Source organism: Mesobacillus maritimus, assembly GCF_023715205.1.
GTDB classification, from domain to species: Bacteria; Bacillota; Bacilli; order Bacillales; family Cytobacillaceae; genus Mesobacillus_B; species Mesobacillus_B maritimus_C.
The window spans coordinates 122,355-142,563 of sequence record NZ_JAMBNR010000009.1; the positions used below are offsets into that span (position 1 = coordinate 122,355).

19 protein-coding genes and 1 pseudogene are annotated in these 20,209 nt (G+C 44.8%); 16 read left to right on the forward strand and 4 right to left on the reverse strand.

Annotation, left to right across the window (positions count from 1 at the left end; genetic code table 11):
* Positions 1–69 precede the first annotated feature (69 nt).
* The 3 genes from M3182_RS14320 (at position 70) to M3182_RS14330 (ending at position 1,462) form a co-directional block, all read left to right on the forward strand.
* On the forward strand, positions 70–333 hold the full coding sequence (locus tag M3182_RS14320) for a DNA-directed RNA polymerase subunit beta (protein WP_251558598.1): 264 nt from the start codon (positions 70–72) through the stop codon (positions 331–333).
* A gap of 94 nt (positions 334–427) precedes the next feature.
* A complete protein-coding gene (gene fabZ, locus M3182_RS14325; RefSeq protein WP_251427789.1) occupies positions 428–850 on the forward strand; it encodes a 3-hydroxyacyl-ACP dehydratase FabZ in 423 nt (140 codons plus the stop codon).
* 246 nt (positions 851–1,096) lie between these two features.
* A complete protein-coding gene (locus M3182_RS14330; RefSeq protein WP_251427785.1) occupies positions 1,097–1,462 on the forward strand; it encodes a hypothetical protein in 366 nt (121 codons plus the stop codon).
* A gap of 53 nt (positions 1,463–1,515) precedes the next feature.
* Here the strand turns inward: M3182_RS14330 and M3182_RS14335 are convergent, their stop codons facing one another.
* Complete coding sequence (locus M3182_RS14335) at positions 1,516–1,950, reverse strand: YwpF-like family protein (RefSeq protein ID WP_251427782.1); 435 nt, start codon at positions 1,948–1,950, stop codon at positions 1,516–1,518.
* Positions 1,951–2,216: 266 nt separating this feature from the next.
* Here M3182_RS14335 and ssb point away from each other — a divergent pair.
* The 10 genes and pseudogenes from ssb to M3182_RS14385 form a co-directional block, all read left to right on the forward strand.
* A pseudogene (gene ssb / locus M3182_RS14340) lies at positions 2,217–2,546 on the forward strand (single-stranded DNA-binding protein); the annotation flags it as partial.
* Between the two features lie 97 nt (positions 2,547–2,643).
* Positions 2,644–2,844 (forward strand): hypothetical protein, encoded by a 201-nt coding sequence (locus tag M3182_RS14345; protein WP_251558601.1) that lies wholly within the window; start codon positions 2,644–2,646, stop codon positions 2,842–2,844.
* A 271-nt stretch (positions 2,845–3,115) separates the two neighbouring features.
* A complete protein-coding gene (locus M3182_RS14350) occupies positions 3,116–3,526 on the forward strand; it encodes a VOC family protein (RefSeq protein WP_251558603.1) in 411 nt (136 codons plus the stop codon).
* 176 nt (positions 3,527–3,702) lie between these two features.
* On the forward strand, positions 3,703–5,256 hold the full coding sequence (locus tag M3182_RS14355) for a glycine betaine uptake BCCT transporter (RefSeq protein WP_251558605.1): 1,554 nt from the start codon (positions 3,703–3,705) through the stop codon (positions 5,254–5,256).
* 239 nt (positions 5,257–5,495) lie between these two features.
* A complete protein-coding gene (locus M3182_RS14360) occupies positions 5,496–5,960 on the forward strand; it encodes a DUF2062 domain-containing protein (protein ID WP_251427766.1) in 465 nt (154 codons plus the stop codon).
* 336 nt (positions 5,961–6,296) lie between these two features.
* Positions 6,297–7,160, forward strand: a complete 864-nt coding sequence (locus M3182_RS14365) for an MBL fold metallo-hydrolase (RefSeq protein WP_251558607.1) — start codon at positions 6,297–6,299, stop codon at positions 7,158–7,160.
* 170 nt (positions 7,161–7,330) lie between these two features.
* Complete coding sequence (locus M3182_RS14370) at positions 7,331–7,798, forward strand: NUDIX hydrolase (protein ID WP_251558609.1); 468 nt, start codon at positions 7,331–7,333, stop codon at positions 7,796–7,798.
* 156 nt (positions 7,799–7,954) lie between these two features.
* Positions 7,955–8,953 carry a D-cysteate sulfo-lyase gene (gene cuyA / locus M3182_RS14375; RefSeq protein ID WP_251558611.1) on the forward strand — a complete coding sequence of 333 codons (999 nt, stop codon included), beginning with the start codon at positions 7,955–7,957 and terminating at the stop codon, positions 8,951–8,953.
* 75 nt (positions 8,954–9,028) lie between these two features.
* Entirely contained in the window at positions 9,029–9,712 is a 684-nt protein-coding gene (locus tag M3182_RS14380) for a YdeI/OmpD-associated family protein (RefSeq protein ID WP_251558613.1), read from the forward strand.
* Positions 9,713–9,757: 45 nt separating this feature from the next.
* Positions 9,758–10,483 (forward strand): sulfite exporter TauE/SafE family protein, encoded by a 726-nt coding sequence (locus M3182_RS14385; RefSeq protein WP_251427750.1) that lies wholly within the window; start codon positions 9,758–9,760, stop codon positions 10,481–10,483.
* Between the two features lie 70 nt (positions 10,484–10,553).
* On the opposite strand, the gene M3182_RS14390 is transcribed toward M3182_RS14385, so the two are convergent.
* Positions 10,554–13,439 (reverse strand): DEAD/DEAH box helicase, encoded by a 2,886-nt coding sequence (locus M3182_RS14390; RefSeq protein WP_251558614.1) that lies wholly within the window; start codon positions 13,437–13,439, stop codon positions 10,554–10,556.
* A gap of 219 nt (positions 13,440–13,658) precedes the next feature.
* Positions 13,659–15,290 (reverse strand): SWIM zinc finger family protein, encoded by a 1,632-nt coding sequence (locus M3182_RS14395; protein ID WP_251428457.1) that lies wholly within the window; start codon positions 15,288–15,290, stop codon positions 13,659–13,661.
* 487 nt (positions 15,291–15,777) lie between these two features.
* Between M3182_RS14395 and M3182_RS14400 the strand changes: the two genes are divergently transcribed.
* Positions 15,778–16,437, forward strand: a complete 660-nt coding sequence (locus M3182_RS14400) for a hypothetical protein (RefSeq protein WP_251558616.1) — start codon at positions 15,778–15,780, stop codon at positions 16,435–16,437.
* 20 nt (positions 16,438–16,457) lie between these two features.
* The gene (locus M3182_RS14405; RefSeq protein ID WP_251558618.1) at positions 16,458–18,122 is read left to right on the forward strand and encodes a permuted SH3 domain-containing protein; all 1,665 of its coding nucleotides are present in this window, start codon (positions 16,458–16,460) and stop codon (positions 18,120–18,122) included.
* Positions 18,123–18,277: 155 nt separating this feature from the next.
* On the opposite strand, the gene M3182_RS14410 is transcribed toward M3182_RS14405, so the two are convergent.
* The gene (locus M3182_RS14410; protein WP_251558620.1) at positions 18,278–19,516 is read right to left on the reverse strand and encodes a cysteine desulfurase-like protein; all 1,239 of its coding nucleotides are present in this window, start codon (positions 19,514–19,516) and stop codon (positions 18,278–18,280) included.
* 142 nt (positions 19,517–19,658) lie between these two features.
* Between M3182_RS14410 and M3182_RS14415 the strand changes: the two genes are divergently transcribed.
* Complete coding sequence (locus M3182_RS14415; RefSeq protein WP_251558622.1) at positions 19,659–20,183, forward strand: DUF3231 family protein; 525 nt, start codon at positions 19,659–19,661, stop codon at positions 20,181–20,183.
* The last annotated feature ends 26 nt before the right edge of the window (positions 20,184–20,209 follow it).

The following is a 20,209-nucleotide window of genomic DNA, read 5'->3' on the forward strand; positions in this document are numbered from 1 at the left end:
TTTTATAATAGAAGATAGTGAAAAAGAACGGTGTCCTAGGGATGAACTTTTTTAAAGGGGAAGAACAAAATGACAGCGGATAGTAAACAACAAGCTTTAACTCGAGAACAAGTAAAAAATGTGAAAAAGGAGCAACAACAAGAACGAGTGAAAGTTCGTGTGCGCCTCATTCCAATTTGGCTTCGACTTGTCCTGGTCATTGTGTTGTTGGCTCTTAGCATCGTTGTGGGTGCAATCGTCGGTTATGGCGTTCTTGGAGATGGAGACCCGGTAGATGTGTTTGAAAAGTCTACGTGGACACATGTGTTGGATTTAGTTGAAAAAGAATCATAAATTTTCTAGGAAGGGTGATTTGCCCTTCCTTTTTATATGCCTCTTTTAGTACAATGAGTTAAGAACCTAATATTAGTAGGAGGTACTAATCTCAATGTTAGATATTAATGAAATCAAAGAAATCATTCCGCACCGCTATCCATTTTTATTAGTCGATAAAATTATTGAAGTGGAAGATGGAAAGCGTGCGGTTGGACTAAAAAATGTATCGGCAAATGAAGAGTTCTTCAATGGGCATTTTCCAGATTATCCGGTTATGCCAGGTGTGTTGATTGTCGAAGCACTCGCTCAAGTCGGAGCTGTTGCGATGTTAAAGCCAGAAGCTAACCGCGGCAAGCTCGCGTTCTTTGCGGGCATTGACAATTGCCGGTTCAAACGCCAAGTAAAACCAGGCGATCAATTGCGTTTGGAAGTCGAAATGATCAAAGTACGCGGACCGATGGGCAAAGGCAAAGCGGTGGCGACTGTTGATGGCGAAATTGCCTGCGAAACAGAAATTATGTTTGCGTTGAAATAAAGTTGAAAGCACAAGGGAGATGTTTCCTTTGTGCTTTTTTTATGTTGGCGGTTGAAAATTTGCGAATTGTAGTAAGTACAAATCGAAAAGGTACCTGCCTAGTTTTTACGATTCTAGACATTAGAAATACCGTAAAGGTGTTTTTAAATTTTTCCTGTAAGTTCTTTTTCGTTATCGGGCAATATAACAGCAGGCCCTTGCTGGTCACCTTTTGTTACAAACTTCAATTGAAAGGGGTTCTTACGCATGAATAACAAACTTTATAAAATTATCGGGGGTTCAGCCCTTGCAGCAATGTTACTAACAGGTTGTGGAACAAACGACAATGATCCAGCTCCTCCGGCAGATGGAAATGGTACAAATGACGGTGGAACGACAGAAATCAATGATTTAAATCGTAACGACCGTGATAACCGTATTTTCAACAACAACCGTAATCGAGATAATGATTTGTTTGATAATAACAACAACCGTGACAATGAGTTATTTAATGACAACAATGACATGAACCGTGATAATGACTTAGATACGATGAGAGATCGTAACACACCTGGAGAAGATGTTATTGAAGACCGAATGGATGCAAATGATCGCGATCGTCGCGACCGTTAATAAGGGATTAGTGAAAAGAGGCATGAAGGGCAGGGAATTTTCCTTGCCCTTTTTTATACTTTTTTTGGAAGCAAGATGCGTGGTCTTGCGGTGATTTTTTCTTTAAATTCTTTTAGTAATTCGTCGCCGGCAAGTCCTTGTTCGAGAAGGTGCTCTAGCAACAACGCGGGATAATCGTTTTGGATTTTGGTGAGATGTCCTTTTAAAAGAATGCTTGCGTAACCATTGATGCGTTTCACTTTGCAAACCTGGGACCTAAATGCAGCTGGGTCATTTTCTTTTTTGGTGATAACGACTTGGACAATGACGTCGGTATGATCGCTGCAGGCTTGTTCGAAATGTTTCACATATTTTTCCTCAACAAACACTTCCATCAGCCAAGTTCCGCTTTCGTCTTCTTTGTTGATGATTAAGCCTTCTTGAAAGTCAATATCGGTTAAATTGTTTTCGTCGGCAATTTGCATGGAGATCAGCCTGAATGATTTCATTTGCGCCCTCCTTCTTATCAACACTCGTTTCTATTGGAAATTATAACATATGGAGAAATTGGAAAGCGAATTCACATATGTCGAAAAAAAGTTCATTTTTTGATGAAAAATGTGGAGTGGAAATTTTATGAAGTTTAAAATCAAATTTTGCGAAGAAATTGGAAATGGGTGTGGGGAAATTTGTCGTAATTTCGCGTGATTTGACCATTTTACGCGAAAAGGAAAGGGTCGTAAAATAAAGCCATCCACAGGAAAGGAGATGAAAAATGATCAACCAAGTGATTCTTGTCGGGCGGCTTACACGTGACCCAGAACTGCGACATACCAGTGATGGCCGAGCGTATACGCCGATTACTTTAGCTGTAACACGACAATATCGCAATGCAAACGGTGAGATTGAAGCTGACTTTGTGCAATGTATCCTCTGGAGAAAAACCGCAGAAAACACAGTCCTCTATTGCCAAAAAGGCTCCGTCCTTGGGGTGACGGGTCGGATCCAAACTCGCCATTATGAAAATCAAGAAGGAAAGCGGGTGTATGTGACCGAAGTCGTCGCCGAGCATGTTCAATTCCTAAGTAAAAAACCAAGAGAACAACAAGTTCCGCAAAGTTCCTCTGTTCCTGACCGGAAAAGTTTGGAGCAGGAACCGGTTGAACCGAAAGTGGTTCGCAGTTCAGAGGAGGAGTTTCCAGTTGAACCGGTCCCCCGATGAAATGGAAGGGTTGGAAAAGCTTCTTGAAAGTTTGATTCTAATGGTGGGGCGGACCAATGAGAAAATCGACGGTCTGCAGAAAAGAGTCCACCAGCTGGAAAGAGCGGCAAAAGAGCAACAAGAGCAAAGAGTTTATCGCTTTGTTGCCGAGCCGAATAGGAAAAAGGTAAAAAGAGTGTAAGACTACTCCCCCAAATGGCTTTTCAAGATAGAGTAAAAGATCCCAAAGAGAGAAAATCAAAAACCTATCTCCAATATCCCCCCCATTTTGTGCCGGCTAAGGCTTTAGCCGGTGTTTTTGTTTGGTTTTGTTTGGTTTTGTGGTAGGGCTGGGGCAGGAGCTGGAAGAAAAATGGATGGTGCCTGGCACCATCCATTTTTCTTCCATGAGGAGAGGAATAGACGCTGCATTGAGAGAATAGAAGGAGAGAGGATAGGAGGAGGTTTTGGGAGTGAGTGAAAAATTGATAAGAGTAGGAACGACGTACTTGCCGGTCCAAGATTTGGAGCTTTCAGCTGAGTGGTATGTGTCAAAGCTAGGGGCAAAAGTGAATTACAAAGACCAAGAGAAAGCCATATTGGATCTGGCAAATCAAAGTTTTTTTCTAGTAAAAGCGAGATCCGGGGAACAGGCTCAATTTATGGATGCCCAAGGGGACAAGCGTTTTATGCTTACTTTTGAAGTGGATGGAGAAAGTGCCTTAACCGCCTTGCATGAGGAGTTAACAGGCCTAGGGGTCCAAGTGGGGAAGATTGAAGACAGAGGTCACCCTGGGCGAAACTTTGTATTCTCCGATCCTGATGGAAATCTGTTTGATGTCTGGAGTGAATTGAGCCCTAAGTATAAAGAATGGCTCAGATGATGAGATGGAAAAGATTTGGATGGTGCCAGGCACCTCCCAGAAAATTGGGAGGTGCCTGGCACCATCCTTTTTATTGGTAATGATTGTGTGAGCTAATGAGTGGGGGTTTGTTGGGGAATCTAATACCAAGATAAATTTGATAGGCTTTTGAAATTTACTGTAGGGAGTTGTCATATATGAGCAAGGTAACCAATGTGTTTTGGATTTCACTTGTGATTGCAAGTGCGTTTGTGATTTGGGGTGTCGTTGCCCCGGTGCAATTAGGGGAAATGATGGGGGTTGCGAAGGCGTTCTTTTTAGAAACGTTTGGCTGGTTTTATCAATTGTCCGCAACGTTTTTCTTGGTCTTTTCGTTATTCTTAATTTTTAGCAAATACGGCAAAATTAAATTAGGAAAGGACGAAGATAAACCACAGTTTAAACGCCCCACTTGGTTTGCGATGTTATTTAGTGCCGGGATGGGGATTGGGCTTCTCTTTTACGGAGTTTCCGAACCGATTTCTCACTTTGCTCTCCCGCCGGTTGGAGAAGGTGGGACATCGGAAGCAGCGATTGTTGCCTTGAGATACACTTATTTACACTGGGGCTTCCATGCTTGGGCCATCTACTCGGTCATTGCGCTTGTCCTGGCCTATTACAAGTTTCGTAAAGACAAGCCAGGGTTAATGAGTGCGACCTTGACACCGTTGTTAGGCAAGCGAGCAAATGGGCCGCTTGGAACGACCATTGATGTGGTTGCTGTATTCGCGACAATATTTGGGGTGGCAGCGTCTCTAGGTTTAGGTGCTGCGCAAATCAACGGCGGCTTAAATTATGTCGCGGGAGTGCCAAACAGTTTTCCCGTTCAGCTTATTATTATTGCGATTGTTACCGTTCTATTTATGTTATCGGCGACAACTGGCTTGAATAAAGGTATTAAGTATTTGAGCAATGCAAATCTAATTTTAGCGGTAATTTTACTTTTTACGTTCCTCATTTTGTCGCCGACTGGATTTGTGCTTGATTTGTTTGTGACAACCCTGGGTAGTTATGTACAAAATCTGCCGAGCATGGGATTGCGTTTGTCGCCGTTTAATCAGGAACGAGCGACGTGGATTCAAGATTGGACGATTTTCTACTGGGCATGGTGGATTGCCTGGGCGCCGTTCGTTGGAACGTTTATTGCTCGGGTGTCTAAAGGACGAACAGTAAGAGAATTTATGATTGCCGTTCTGGTGATTCCAACCTTGGTTTGTGCGTTCTGGTTTAGCGTGTTTGGTGGAACCGCCATATATTTTGACTTTTTTGAAGGAGCGAATATCGCCGGGGAAAATCTTGAGACCGCGTTGTTTGCCGTCTTTAATCTGCTGCCGTTATCAGGGGTATTGATTGTCGTCACGTTGGTGTTGATTTCCACCTTTTTCATTACCTCTGCAGACTCAGCTACATTCGTGCTCGGAATTCAGACGACGCGCGGAGATGCTGACCCGCCGAACTTTGTGAAAGTCATCTGGGGACTATTTTTATCAGCTTCAGCCATTGTCTTGATGCTCTCAGGTGGACTTGATGCGATGCAAACTGCGATTATCGTCAGCGCGTTTCCGTTGACATTCGTCTTGTTCGGGATGGCGTTCTCGGTGTTAAAAGACTTTCAGAAAGAAATACCTGCAAAAGTTCGAGCGAAAGAGTCAGCGAAAAAGCGGTCTAGAGTCATCAAGCGGGATGATGAACCTGATCCGGATCCCGTGTAGGGACTGAAATGGAAATTGTCTGGATGGTGCCTGGCACCTTCCAATATTTGGGTTTAATATTAGGAGTTATACGAAAGAACGAGAAACTGCAGGAGAGAGACGCTAGAAAAGGTTTTTTTCGAGGCTAATTTGATTGCAACATTAGGCCTATTTTTTGCCTTTTTTTATTAAAAAGTCGAGTTTGGTCTAAAATGGGAATAGTCAACTCTTGAAAATTTCCAGGTGTTAGGAGTAGCAGAATGAAATTAAAGCGTCCGATGAAGTATTATCTCCTGCGGTTGTTTCGTTTGAATGCAAGTCCTCATCAAGTTGCGATGGGATTAACTTTAGGATTTGTGCCAAATTGGTTTCCAACGTTCGGGTTAGGACTGGCGGTATCGGCAGGGTTAGCCAAGCTAACGAATGCAAATATCATTGCTGCTGTGATCGGTGGGTTAATTGGGACTCCTTTGTGGCCGTTACTTTTTCTGCAGAATTTCAAAGTGGGAAGTTTTTTTAATGGTCAAACCAGTATTGTTGATGAATTGGAGAGTATGGAATACACAGAAGTAGTAAGCGACACCTTAAGTAGCCTCCAATCGGGGAGTTTACAATTTCTAGTGGGGGCCTTGACCAATGTCCTCATTACCTCGCTTTTTCTCTATTTCATTGTGTATATCTTATTTAAGAAATACCGACGTAGCATTTTAGCAAAACTAAAATAAATGGTTAGCCAGGCGCCATCCAGTTTCTGGATGGTGCCTGGCACCTTCCTTTTATTTTCCAGTTTTATTCTTATGGTTGGACAGTGACCAGGAAAGCGTGGAGAATGGTAGGGGGTATGTTTTTTTTATTAAACGATATTTCACTGAACGCTGGAAGGTTTGTATTATCACGATTACATAAGGTATTTAAAGTTCGAATAGGAGAATCTCAGAATCAACCATTAGGAAAAGGAAGCGATAACTTCTAAGTATGTGGCCTGGTGGAATTTATTTTGATGTCTTACGTGAGAGGGGTGAGGATCCCGTTCACTTCAAATATGGAAGGGGAAGAATAAGATGCAACAAATCAAGAGAATCGGAGAGCGATTTTGGTACCAAACGCAAGTAGCTGAGACTGACCGGCCTGTACTGGGAATGGTGGTGGGGAATGAGCGCACACTCATGATCGATGCAGGAAATTCAGAGAAACATGCGCAATTATTTTTAGATGAGATGAAAAGCCAGGGGGTGCCGAGGCCAGATGTTGTGGCGTTAACACATGCGCATTGGGACCATATATTTGGGCTGCCAGTTGTAAACAACATCCCATCAATCGCTCACACGAAAACAAAACAAGAAATGGCAAAACTCATTCCGCTTTCATGGTCAAATGAGGCCATTGATGAACGAGTCGAGGCGGGGACGGAGATTGAGTTTTGCGCTACAGCGATTAAAAAAGAATTTCCGGATGAAAGAGACATCAAGATTGTGTTGCCGATGATAACTTTTGATACGAAGATGGAGATTGACCTTGGCGGCGTGACCTGTATTTTGCAACATGTCGGTGGAGATCACGCAGGAGATTCAGTCGTTGTTTTTATCAAAGAAGAAAAAATTCTGTTCCTCGGAGACAGCATTTATTGCAATATGTATGCGCCGAAATGGAATTATACTGTGGAGAAGACGCGGGCGCTGGTGGAACAGTTGATGAAGTTTGATGCGGACACTTATATTCTTTCACACTCAGGAGTGATCTCTAGAGATGAATTTGAACAGGAGATGGCCGTCTTTAGGGAAATAGGGGACCTTACGGAGCAGTTTGAGGGCGATGAGGGAAAAGTAAAGCAGGAATACGAGAGTCGCCTGGGCAGGGAGTTAAACGAAGGAGAACTAGAAACCATTCAGTATTTTGTTAATGGCTGGAGTCTTTATAACGTATGATGTTTGAAAAGCTGGGCCAACGGGGAGTATAGTTCAGCGTTTTAACTTCGAATTGGGAATTTACTGGATGGTGCCTGGCACCTAACAATATTATCCATTTGTCCAAGTCAAAGTAAGAGCTCGTTCCATATAATAAAGGAGAAGGCTAAACAGTAAAGGTTGGGTGTTAAGTGGGTTATATCGAAGATTTACGGAAAATTGTTGGGCACCGCCCGTTAATTCTGGTCGGTGCAGTGGCGGTGATTGTGGACGAGTTCGGACGGATTTTGCTAGAAGAGAGAAAGTTTCCAAAAAACACGTGGGGATTGCCTGGTGGTTTGATGGAACTTGGGGAATCGACGGAAGATGTTGCTCGGCGTGAAGTGTTTGAAGAAACAGGGCTTACAGTTAAGGACCTTAAGCTGATCAATGTATATTCAGGGAAGAACCATTTTTCGGTTGCTGAAAACGGGGATGAGTTTTATATCGTGACCATCGCTTATTCGACAGATCAATTTGAAGGTGAAATCACAGTGGATAAAAATGAATCTGTCTCGATTGCGTTTGTCGACCCAGAGAACCTCCCTACAAAAATGATAAAAAGTCATAAAGCGATTATTGAAGAGTATCTACGGAAGCAGAACGAGGCGGAGAGTTAAAATTGGAAAAGAACTGGATGGTGCCTGGCACCTTCCAGAGAATTGGGATTTAGCTAGTTGTTTTTGATACTAGTGGGTATATGATTTTGGACTATTATGATTGGTTATAAGGTTCTGTTGAAAGAGAAATAGCAATAACGACAAAGGGGATGTAGTATGAATTTAGCGCAGTTTCCACGGCGGCGTTACACACCAGAGTTTACGCCGCTTGAACATTTGCCTCATTTCTCCAAGGCTCTCGGTGGGCCATCGATTTATTTTAAGCGTGATGACCTATTGGGACTGACCGCTGGGGGGAATAAGACGAGAAAGTTGGAGTTTCTAATCGCGGATGCGCTTCAAAAAGGGGCGGATACGATTATTACAAGTGGTGCCATTCAATCAAATCATTGCCGCTTAACGCTTTCTGCGGCTGTGAAGGAAGATATGAAATGCATTCTTGTCCTTGAAGAGGGCGTCACACCAAATATGGATCCGGAGTTTAACGGCAATTATTTTCTTTATCATCTACTTGGAGCGGAGAACATCAAAATCGTACCTCATGGGACGGATTTAAACAAAGAAATGCAAAAGCTCGGAGAGAAAGTGAAAGACGAAGGGCGCAACCCATACATCATCCCTGTTGGTGGGAGTAATTTTATTGGGGCGAAAGGATATGCTGCCTGTGCTCAAGAAATTCTTGCTCAGACGTTTGACCAAAACATCAATTTGAGTACGGTTGTTTGTGTGAGTGGAAGCGGGGGCATGCATGCCGGCTTGGTGACTGGGTTTCAGGGACTGCAAAGCAATATTCCGGTTATTGGCATCAACGTGAGTCGAGGCAAGCCTGAACAGGAAGAAAAAGTGTACAAGCTCGTCAAAGAAACGGCTGCCCATGTTGGCATGCCGTATGAAATTCCACGTGAGGCGATTACTTGTTTCGAGGAGTATGTGGGACCAGGTTACGCGCTGCCAACACCTGAAATGGTTGAAGCGGTCCAGCTTGTCGCGAAAACAGAAGGAATTCTGTTGGATCCAGTTTACACGGGGAAGGCCGTTGCCGGTTTGATCGATCTCATCCGCAAAGGCATCTTCAAAAAAGACGACCATATCCTCTTCGTCCACTCTGGTGGATCACCAGCGCTTTACGCGAATACCGATTTGTTTAAAAGTTAGGAATGTAATATGGAAATTAGTTGGATGGTGCCTGGCACCATCCAATTCTTTTCCAGCTAAAAGGGAGTGGTTGCTGTGAAGAATAATTCGACGAAAACAGTGGTGGAGAAATTAAGCTTTAAGAAGTTTCCGACCAAGGTGATTTTGAACATCCCAGAGGATGTAAAGGACTTTGAAGAAGTGGAATTTGACACTTCGATCAAAAAGGAAAAATATGATTTAATGTTTGTGTTTATTTATACCCTCGGTGACTTTAAACAATATTTGCAAGATGTCGTGAACAAGGACTTGCTCAACGATAATGGGTATTTATATTTTGCATATCCGAAAAAGAACAATAAAAAGTACAATCAATACATAGAGCGAGATGCGATTTACAGTGCAGATCATTATAACGAGGAAGGCTTTGTTCATAACAGTTTGTTGAAGTTTTCGAAAATGGCCAGCTTCAATGAAGTGTTTACCGTTGTGGGGATGAAACAAACTCCGGCTAAAAAAGCGAAAAAGCCATCAACGAAGGCAAGTCAATGTGTCGATGATTATATTGAAAAAGTGGATGACCTGAAAGAGCATTGGAAGGAAAACGAAGAGGTTTTAAACCTTTATAGTGAATTAACGCCAGGCTATCAAAAGGACTGGGCGCGTTATGTTTATAGCGCCAAGCGAAAAGAAACCCAGGAAAAACGCCTCAAAGACATGGAAATGGTTCTAAAAGAAGGCTATAAAACAATGGACCTTTACCGACTAAGAGGAAGATAATGGGAGGTGCCAGGCACCATCCAGTTTTCTGGAAATGAGGGGATTATGGGTACATTTCTTTTGTTTGCTATGATTCTACTAATGGCTTCGGTTCTGCAGACGAGTACGGGATTTGGTTTTTCCATCCTGGCTACGCCGTTTTTGTTATTGATTTTCGAGCCCATTGAAGCGATTCAAATCAACTTAATCCTATCCCTAGTAATTTCAAGTGTTTTAATGTCAAAAATAAAAAAAGACATTGATGTGGGGATGCTGAAAAAATTTGTGATTGGGAGCATAGTGGGGCTTCCAATTGGTCTCGCCTTTTTGTTGTTCATTGAGATCCCAAAGTTAAAAATGGGCATTAGCGTCGTCATCTTATTATTAACGCTGCTTTTAATCTTTCAGTTCAAAATGAACCAAACGAAAACTCGGGACTTAGTGGTTGGAGGGCTTTCGGGTATACTGACCACAAGCATTGGGATGCCGGGACCACCGCTCTTGCTCTATTTTTCCGGAACAGTCACTGAAAAAGAGAAAGTAAGAGGCACAACACTAGCTTTCTATCTGTTTATCTATTTGATTAGCTTAGTGTTGCAAATCATGTTTGCCGGGACAAGCCAAAAGATTTGGATTTCCAGCGCTGTGGGGCTGCCCTTAGTTCTGATTGGTTTAGTTTGCGGTCAATGGTTATTCAAAAGAATCAATCAAAACGGTTTTCAAAAACTAACTTACCTTTTGTTGCTGTTCACCGGTCTTTATTTGTTGATTGAAACAATATGGGCAGGATAAAAAGGGTTCATAAATGACAAAAAATGGATGGTGCCAGGCACCATCCATTTTATTTCCAACCACCATCTATTTACCCCAACTTCACCAGTTCCTGAAGTTCGTCAGTGGTGAGTTCGGTCATCCAGGTGTCGCTTTGGATGATTTGGTCGTTGAGGCTTTGTTTTTTCTCAAGCATCGCGTCAATTTTCTCTTCAAGTGTGCCGGTGGCAATGAGTTTGTGCACATGAACGAAGCGGCTTTGCCCGATGCGGTAGGCGCGGTCGGTCGCTTGGTTCTCAACCGCCGGGTTCCACCAGCGATCATAGTGAATCACGTGGTTCGCAGCCGTCAAGTTCAACCCAGTTCCGCCTGCTTTCAATGACAGCAAGAAGAACGGAAATTCGCGATTCTGGAATTGTTCAATCATCTGATCGCGTTTTGTCTTCGGCAAACTACCGTGTAAAAACGGCACGTCAACGCCAAACTCTTTCTGCAGCACTTTCCGAATCATTTCGCCCATGCCAATGTATTGCGTGAAAATCAAACAGCTTTCTTCCTGCTCGCGCACAGAACCAACCAATTCCATCAGCTTCTCCATTTTCGCTGACCGCGTCACAAGCTGCGTAGGTTGCTCTTCTTTTAAATACAGCGCCGGATGGTTGCACAGCTGCTTCAACCGACCAAGCATTTGTAAAATTAAACCTTTGCGCTCAAAGCCAGACAGCTTTTCAATCTCGCCAAACGTATCCTTCACCAACTGCTCATAAAGCGAAGCTTGCTCGGCAGTGAGTGGGCAATATTCTTTCTGCTCAATTTTATCAGGAAGATTCAACGCAACATCTTCGTCTTTCTTCGTACGGCGCAGCAAGAACGGACGAATCAATGCTTGCAGCTGACGGATCGGCTCCTTCTCGCCATCCTTTTCAATCGGAAGAATGAATCGCTTTTGGAATTGACCAGCGCTGCCAAGATAGCCGCGATTGGTGAAATCAAAAATCGACCATAATTCCGATAAGCGGTTTTCCATCGGCGTCCCCGTAAGGGCGATATGGTGCAAGCCTTTAAGCTTACGTACAGCACGCGACTGTTTTGTATCGGCATTTTTAATATTCTGCGCTTCATCAATCGCGACCGCACTCCACTCAATTGGCTCAAGCTCCTCAAAGTCCAAATGCGTTAGCCCGTAAGATGTCAGCACAATATCAGCTTCCTTCGTGCGCTCCAGCAGTTCGTCGCCTTTCAAACGGTTCGCACCATAATGTAGGAGCACATCGGTCCCCGGAGCAAAGCGCTCGATTTCTTTCTGCCAGTTGCCAAGAACAGACGTCGGACAAATGATCAACGCTGCACCACTATCCGGTTCTTGGTCTTTCACCGCCAGTAAATACGAAATCAGCTGAATCGTTTTTCCAAGCCCCATATCATCGGCCAGAACGGCACCAAATCCGTATTTTCGTAAAAATAACAACCAGTTCATCCCGAGTTTCTGGTAAGGCCGAAGCTCGCCCGCTAAACCAGCTGGTACCGGTTGGTCCGGAATCGACTTTGTTTCCGAGAGCTGCTTCATCATTTGTTTCCAATGACGGTTCAATTCAATTTTAATTTTGGCAAACGCACGTGGGTCTTCAAGCTCTTCCGACGGTTCCTCATTTTCATCCACCAACTCTTGCTGTAAAAGGTCGCGAATATGGAGACCTTCTTTGTCGGCTTTTTTCATCAAATCTTGAATCTGGCGGATAAAGCCATGATCCAGTTTCACCCAGCGTCCGCGGATATACACGAGTCTACGCTTTTCATTGACCAAGCGTTGAAACTCATCTTCCGTAAGGTCAACGCCATTCATCGAGAAGCGCCAATCATAGTCAAGCAATGCATTGAGCCCAACAAAAGAGCGGCGATAACCGCCTTGGCTTTTCAGCTTTGCTTTTACACGCAGCTGAGAGGTTCGAATTGCTTCCCACCAAGAAGGAAGGAGGATTTCGATGCCAAGCGCAACCAATGTTTCGCTCGTTTCGGTTAAAAATTGCCATGCTTCTTCTTCGGAGAGGTCTGTTTTCAAGCGGCCCTCGTCGTCCGATAGCCATGGAAATACCTTGGCAAGTCGTGCTTCCTCCGCATCGACTTTATCATGGAATCCTTCCCAATCAGCAGGATGCTCGGCGTAGTTGTGAGCATCGATCACCATGCCGTTATGTCCACGTAAAAACAACCGCAGTTCCCAATCGCCTTCGCCGTCTTCTGGTTCTTCCAAACGAATCCCGATTGTAAACGGTGCAGGGTCTTCCTTGATTCCAAGCCACTCCAACCAGCGTTGTTCATCAAAATAAGCAGCCAGTTCGCGACCGGACAACTGATTATTACGCAACAACTCAAGTTTTTCACCAAGCAAGTATTTAATTGTTTCATTTTCATCAAAATAAGCGTCCAACGCGTGGTGGAACAAATCACTGATAAACGGGAGCACCGGGTATTCTTCACCGTCTTGGTGAATCGTTTCAGTCCAAAAGTCCGGGCCAAATTCGTCTTTCACTTGCTCAGGAAGAGCCCAGCGGAAGTTTTGGGATTCAGTAAGGGGAGCGGTCGTGGAACTGCTCTCGTTCCCAGTGAGTTCACCTTCCTGCTCAAGCAAGCGGAAATCCGGATGCCAGTCTTTCTCAAGAATTGCATCGTGGATCGCAAGCGAAGAGCTCAAGCAAAGGTCCGCAAGCTCATCCCATTCCCAGTCGACAATCATGTTAAACGTTTCTTCCGCGAACAGTGTGACAAGCTGCCAGCTGCTGATGACGACGCCAAAAGAGCCGTCCTGCTGGTCTTCCTCGAGCATGGTGCCGTAATAACTTTCTTTATGGCGGTTAAAAAGCAGATGCTTCCAAGACGAAAGCCCAAGCCCGTTTCCGTCCCGATCCTGCGCATAGAGAAAAAACCTCCCATCCGCCAAAGGCTTGATATGAATCGAAATCAACTTCATCTGCAGCATCTAAAACCGCTCCTTTCTATCTATAAAATGGGGGTGAAATTGGTCATTCGTTGTTGTTTGTAAATTCTTTGATCCTGCGTTTTTAATTGGCTGTTATTCGGTAGTTAGTTAGTAGTTAATTTAATAGTTTATTGGTAGTGATTTGGTAGGTGCCAGGCACCATCCAGCAAATTTCCAGTCCGAAACCACCTAAATTTTGGATGGTGCCTGGCACCACCCTTAATTTTCCACTACTTTGGGTTCGATGAGTTTGCCGCGTTCGCATTCGGCGTGGAAGGCGCGCAGGCGTTTGTTGCGGTCAAGAAGAGTGGCGAAAAACGTTTCCCACTCCGGCACGCGCTTCAATTTTTTATAAATCGTCCGCAGTTTCTTCAACAAGCGGACCGCTTGTTTGTAACTCGCTCGATTCTTTTGAGCAATCAGTCTGTCTACCGTTTGATGAAGAATCGGCAGCAGTACTTCCGGGTCTGCTTTTTGGACAATCTTGATCTTGTCGTTAGGCACCGACAGAGAATCTTCATTCGCGTAAGTATACAATTCGCCCCACTTGGCGTATTGTTCTTTTGCAAACAAAAAGTCTTCATATTCAATAAAACTATAAGGAAGCGTCTGCGCTAACATTTTTTCATACAAATCCTCGCGACCGCCTGTACGGAAATACGGTGCCGCTGTTCTGAGCGCATAGCGAGTAAAATCACGCGCTTGATGATAACGGTCCATTTTCGCGAGCGCTGCGCGAATATGCTGCGTCATGTACTCAATATAATCGCCAGCCCGATTATTATCACCTTGTGAGATTAATTCTTGGATCCAATAAAACGTAAACGGCAACGTATGAAGACCCAACTTTCGCAAATGATCCAAGGTATCTTTATCACGCCGCGATAAGAAATACTGATGCGCCAGCGCCACTTCTTCAGCCTGTGTGCGCCGACCCTCACCAAATGCCTCAAGCCGGTGCCGCTCCTCATCGCGCCAACTCGGACTTTTCAGCAAATGGCTCCACATCAAGCGATACAAATTCATCCGCTCATAATGAAAACCGTCCTCATGCTCCACCAACTCCGCCGTTTCCCGTCGCAATTCTTCAATAAACGGATCGAAATCAAACGGCAGCGAATGCACCGACAAGGTCGCAATGAGATCGTCGATGTCCTCTTCAATTGTCTCAAACAAATAACGATAATAACGGTCCACCGTTTGATCGGAATGTTCCAGCTTCACACTTAACGCCGTCAGCTGCTTAAAAGCATACAAATACCCGACCAACTCATATAACGACCGCCACTCTTGTTTTAACGGAGCCGAGGCTCGGATTTGCCGCAAGTAGGCTTGAAACAAGTTGGCAATCACATACGGCGTCGGGTTGCCTTGCCCAAGTACAATTTCTTCAAAATTGTTCTCGAATTCTTCGACCCACCCACGATAATCCTGCGTGTCACTTTGCCGATTTTTCAGCAAGTCTTTGGCCTTTTTCAATCCCCATTTTTCCGCTTCAAGGCTTTCCTTTGCCGGCTTGCGCCATTCATCGACCCAGTCCGAAACACTATCTACTTGCCCGTACGCTTGAAAGAATGTGGCCATTCGATGCCGACAGAAGCCATAGGCCGGGCATGTACAAGTGCTCTCCTCCGGGTCGGACAAGTTCACATACACCCGAACTGGCGTGACATCTTGAACCGTCGCCCAAACCGTTCCGCCGATGAACTTGACATGATGAACAAGACCCTGACGGTAGAGCATTAGCCCTTTTTGGACGATCCGCGCATCTTCTTCCGACTCCGGCCGGAGCATTTTTTTCAGTTCGACAGCCGCCTGCTTCAGCTTCGGCACCTGCGCATCTGGGATCATTGCCACCTTCATTCCTCCTTCATCCGAAAAATCCATATTTCTTTATTATACCCCATAAATGCAAGCAACGCGATTTTTCCAAGGATGAAGGATTTTTCACGAGCGAAACCGAATATCTTATTGTATAAAAGTTCACATAAAAAGGACTTACAAAGCGGAGCGACCCTTTTTTTATAAGGCTGTTTCATAAAAATTGTTGTTAATCCTAAAGCTGATTTTAGCCTTTCTCTGCGTTAGTACTTGGTTTGTATGCTCTTTTCTATACGAACTTTAGAATAGGTTCATAGCTAAATCCTGTAAAAAGTATAAAGTGGATAAAATCCTTAGCACCAAAAGAGTGAACTTCATTTACACTAAAAAAAAGGCCTATCTACGATTTTAAAAAAAGGACACACTCAATTAAAATTGTGCCTCCAATTTTTATAAAAATAAAAGATAATCATAATAGCATCATCCATATTCACCTCAGACTGGAGGGAAGACAACCATGTTTCAAATTCGCCTGATGCGCGGATTGCGCCAACCGAATGATTTTATGTATGAATTGCGCACAACTGAGAGTGTGGGGAAGGTGTGGAAGCACTCCCTATTTTTCCTCCTCATCAGTGGGTTGGTGTTCGGCGTGAGCGGGTATTTCGGCATCGGTTCGGAGTATTTAGCGAAAAAGTTTTTATCTTTGAGCCCGACAGAGTTTCAGCTGCAAAAAGCGATCTTTGTGACGGGACAAGCTGTTTACGGCTTATTTTACGCAACCATCATTTTATATTTCTCCGCGTTTTGGTTTTGGAGCATGACCGATACCGAATATAAAAAATTTCTCGTGATGCAGATGCTCGTATTAACGGTTTTGTTAGTTGAAAAAGTGTTGCTCATCCCGATTAGCTTGTTGCTCGGAGTGCCAGAGATCTCGTCGCCGGTATCGCTCGGACCGATCTCGCAATCTTTAACGGAAAACTCTTTCCTCATCCAATTTTTTGCAGGCATCACACTTTTTAAAATTTGGGCGATGGTCGTGCAATTTTTATATGTGCGTTCGCTCACAGGGAAATCACGCATCGTTGTGCTTAGCTTGGTGCTCGGCTTGAATCTATTATTCTGGCTAATTTCCGCGTTTTTCTCGATCATTCAATTTGAAAAAGTTATATAAAAATCGGCAGGTGAAGGTTGATGAAAAAAAGAACGGCCTTGCTCACTCTAGCAGGAGCTTTGTTGGTAGCTGGAAATGTCTACCTTACTTTACATACAGAGAGCAAAGTCGAGCGCACTTCGTTTGTGACGAACTGGTTTACCGCTAGCACGGAAACGTTAACGAAAACGCTCCAAACGGAGGGAGTCGTTATCCCGGCCGAGGAACATCCGATTTATTTTCACCAAGAAGAAGGGGGCTTTGAGCAATTCCTCGTTCAACAAGGGGAAGAAGTCACCGCGGGAACGACGCTTTTTGAGTACAAGTCGTTGCAAGTGGATGCGGACCGGCAACGGCTCACAACCGAAATTGAACAATTAAACCGCGAAGTTGCCTTGATTGAAGATCAAATCCAACAGCTTGAGTATTTGCAAACAGTGTCCGCCTCAAGTGCGGACAGAGACAGTGTGCCAGTGAGTGGCGACGGCCTATCGTCATTTCCAACGGGAGTGAACTCGGGGACAATCGTTGAAGTCACGATCGAAAAAGAAATCTACGATAAAGAACGAGAGATTCGTAGGTTAGAAGATGAAATCGATGTGCACGAGTCGAGCCTTGCTTCGCTGGATGTGGACAGTCAGGTGGCTGTCCCAAGCAATGTCGATGGAACAGTGAAACAGATTCAATATGATTTGAAAAACCCGATTATGACGATCATTTCCGACCACCCGAAAGTGCGCGGCGCATTCGCGGAGGAAGACTTGTTGAACGTGAAAGAGGGGATGGAGGTTTACGTTTCGTCTGATTTGGTGCCCGATGTTGTTGGTGGTAAACTAACGAAAATCGCCGGTCATTCAGAGAACGAGCCTGATGTAAAAAAAGAAAGCGAGTTTCCGTTTGAAGTTGAACTTGAACTCACCGAGGAAGAAGAAGAGGAAGAGTCGCAGGAAGGACTTGCTGATGATGTGCTGGAGGCAGACGAGAGTGCAGCAGGGTCAGCGGATGGAGTCGAAGGTGAAGGAACGGGAGCCGGGAGTAACTTGAAACCAGCAGGTGGAAGTGTGGACGGTAAAAATGGGGTGGAATCCGCGGGTGGTAATACGGACCTTGAGAATCGTTTGAAACCAGCGGGTGGAACTGCGGACAATGAAGATGAAGCGGGATTAGCAAGAGGAACCGCAAACCAAGAGAATGAAGCAGAATCAGCAAGTGGAACCGCAAACCAAGAGAATGAAGCGGAAAGTGCGGATGGAATCGACACTAATCCAGAACCAGATGAACTGTTGGAAGATCCAGAAGTGCCGGTGAACGCAGAAGTGGCTGCAGCTGACACAGAAAATGATTCTTCCCCAGGCTTGGTGCACGGTTCGCATGTGGACATCACGATTGTGTTGGATGAAGCTATTGGCGCCGTAACAGTCGCTGATAAGCAGATTGAAAAGGGAAGCTATTTGTACGTGCTAACACGAACTGGGAAAATTGAACGCCGCCAAGTCAAAATGGGACTTGCCGTCGGTGGTCGCGTTGAAGTCAAGGAAGGCCTTGAACCAGGTGAAACGGTTCTAGAAAACCCGAACCAAGTCGCTCGAGTTGATGAGCCGTTCATCACGCGCTTAGATTTTTTGCGACTTGATCTAAAACTTTTAAAAGAAGAACCTGTGATGGATTGGGTCAAACTATTGTGGGTAGGATTTTCGAAGCGGTAATGAAAAGTCAGGTCCGAAGGTGGGCCTGATTTTTTTATTTGGCGGACTTGGAGCGGGGTGAGGCAGTTAAATGCGAGAATACAAGTAAAATAGACACCATATAGACCCCAGCAAAAAAACGTGCAGAAGCCCTCCTGCACGTCATGTCATAAACTCTATTTTTCAACCTTCTCAGCCACCAACTCTAGCATCCCTTGTTTAAACAACTCAATCTCTTCCAGCGTGTTATACGGAGCGAGCCCAATCCGGATCCAGCCGTCAGGGCTAAGGCCAAGTTTTTTCGCCATGGTGGAGGCGTAGAAGTCTCCGTCGGCGATGGCCATTGAATAACGCTCGGCAAACCAGCGGCAAACGTCGCGTGAATTCAGATTAGCAATTGTAAAAGCAAAGGTTGGGGTGCGCGGGCCGCTGTCTGCACGATACAGCTGGACTCCAGGCAATCCACGTAAAAATCCTTCCAGTTCGTTGCCTAATCTCTTTTCATATTCATCGATCATGGTCATCCCGGAAACAATTCGCTCACGCCGCGTCTCGCCTGCTCCTAAACTCTCAATAAACTGAATCGCGCCGCATACTCCAGCAATGCCTTCATGATTCTGAGTACCGGTCTCCAATTTAAACGGAATCTCAGCAGGAGCTGGGTCTAGCTTATACACTGGCAATTTTTCAAACAAATCTGCTTGAATGACAGCAATTCCAACATGTGGTCCGAAGAATTTGTACGCGGAACACAGCAAAATGTCACAACCGATTTTTTTAAAATCAATCGGTAAATGCGGGACCGCGTGGACGGCGTCGACGACCATAACCGCACCAACTTCATGAGCACGGGCTGCAATACGCGCAACATCGGTCACGGTTCCGGTGACATTCGAACTCATCCCAGCTGCGACAATTTTGGTTTTCTCGGTAATCACTGTATCAAGCTGCTCAAGGTCTAACCGGTATGTGTCAGGGTTCAGTTCAATAAACTTCACCACCGCACCGCGATCGCGCGCGAGTGTCAGCCACGGGTCAACGTTCGCACGGTGATCCAATTGTGTCACGACGATTTCATCGCCCTCATCAATCCAACCAGCAAGCGACCGCGCGATGGCAAACGCGTGTGAGGTCATATTGGCACCAAACGCCACTTCACGGGCCTCGCAGCCTAGTAAATCCGCTACGGCTTCCCGTGCTTGATCAAGCAACAAGTCCGTTTCAATGCTGGTCGCAAACGGCCCATGGAGGTTGGCCATCCCGCCAGAAATATATTTCACCATTCCGTTGGCCGCGTTATCGACCATTTGCGTGCCGCCTGGGCCATCAAAATACACATAGCGAGTGTCATTTAATGTCCGTGTGAGCGCAGGAAACTTCGAACGGACCCACTCAATTGGAAAAGGCTTGCTCATGAAAACATCTCCCTTTAATGACAGAAATTACCTTAATTTTAACTCTATTCAGACAACGGATACAACCATTAAAACATTTGGTTACAAATACCATTTTTAGGAAAATATAAAATGGAAAAATAAAAGAGAGTAGGAAAGCACGATGAACTTAATGGAAATCATGAGAAATACGTTCAAACCGTTTTTAGACGGAGAGAAAAAGCCGGTCAATGTTGGGGAAGGCGGCAACTTATGGCTGTTTTTAGGTGGAGCGGAACAGTTTTTACGCGAAGAGCAAGCGGCGTTAAATGTGGTTCAGGATGAAGAGTTGAAAGAAAAATTAGTGGATGTAATTGAGAATGTCCAAAAGCCGATGATTGTGGAATTGCGGGAGTTCTTAGCAGATGTAGGTGTTGCTTCTCCGGTCACGTTGCCAGAAAAGCCAAGAGTGGAGTTCACGGAAATTCCTGAAGCCGCAAAACTCTCAGACAACGAAATCGCCAATCTCATTGCGAATAATCTTACGTTAGGAATTACCTACGCCGCCCGCGGTTTATCCGAGTCGGTAAGGGCCGATGTGAGCTGGATGTTCGCTAAATTTCAAATGAGAAAAATCATGTTCGCGTTAACATTCAAGCCGTTGATGGAGGAAAAAGGTTGGCTTCGGGTTCCACCGGCGTTTCGGTGAGTATGGAACAGGGAAGACCCTAATCT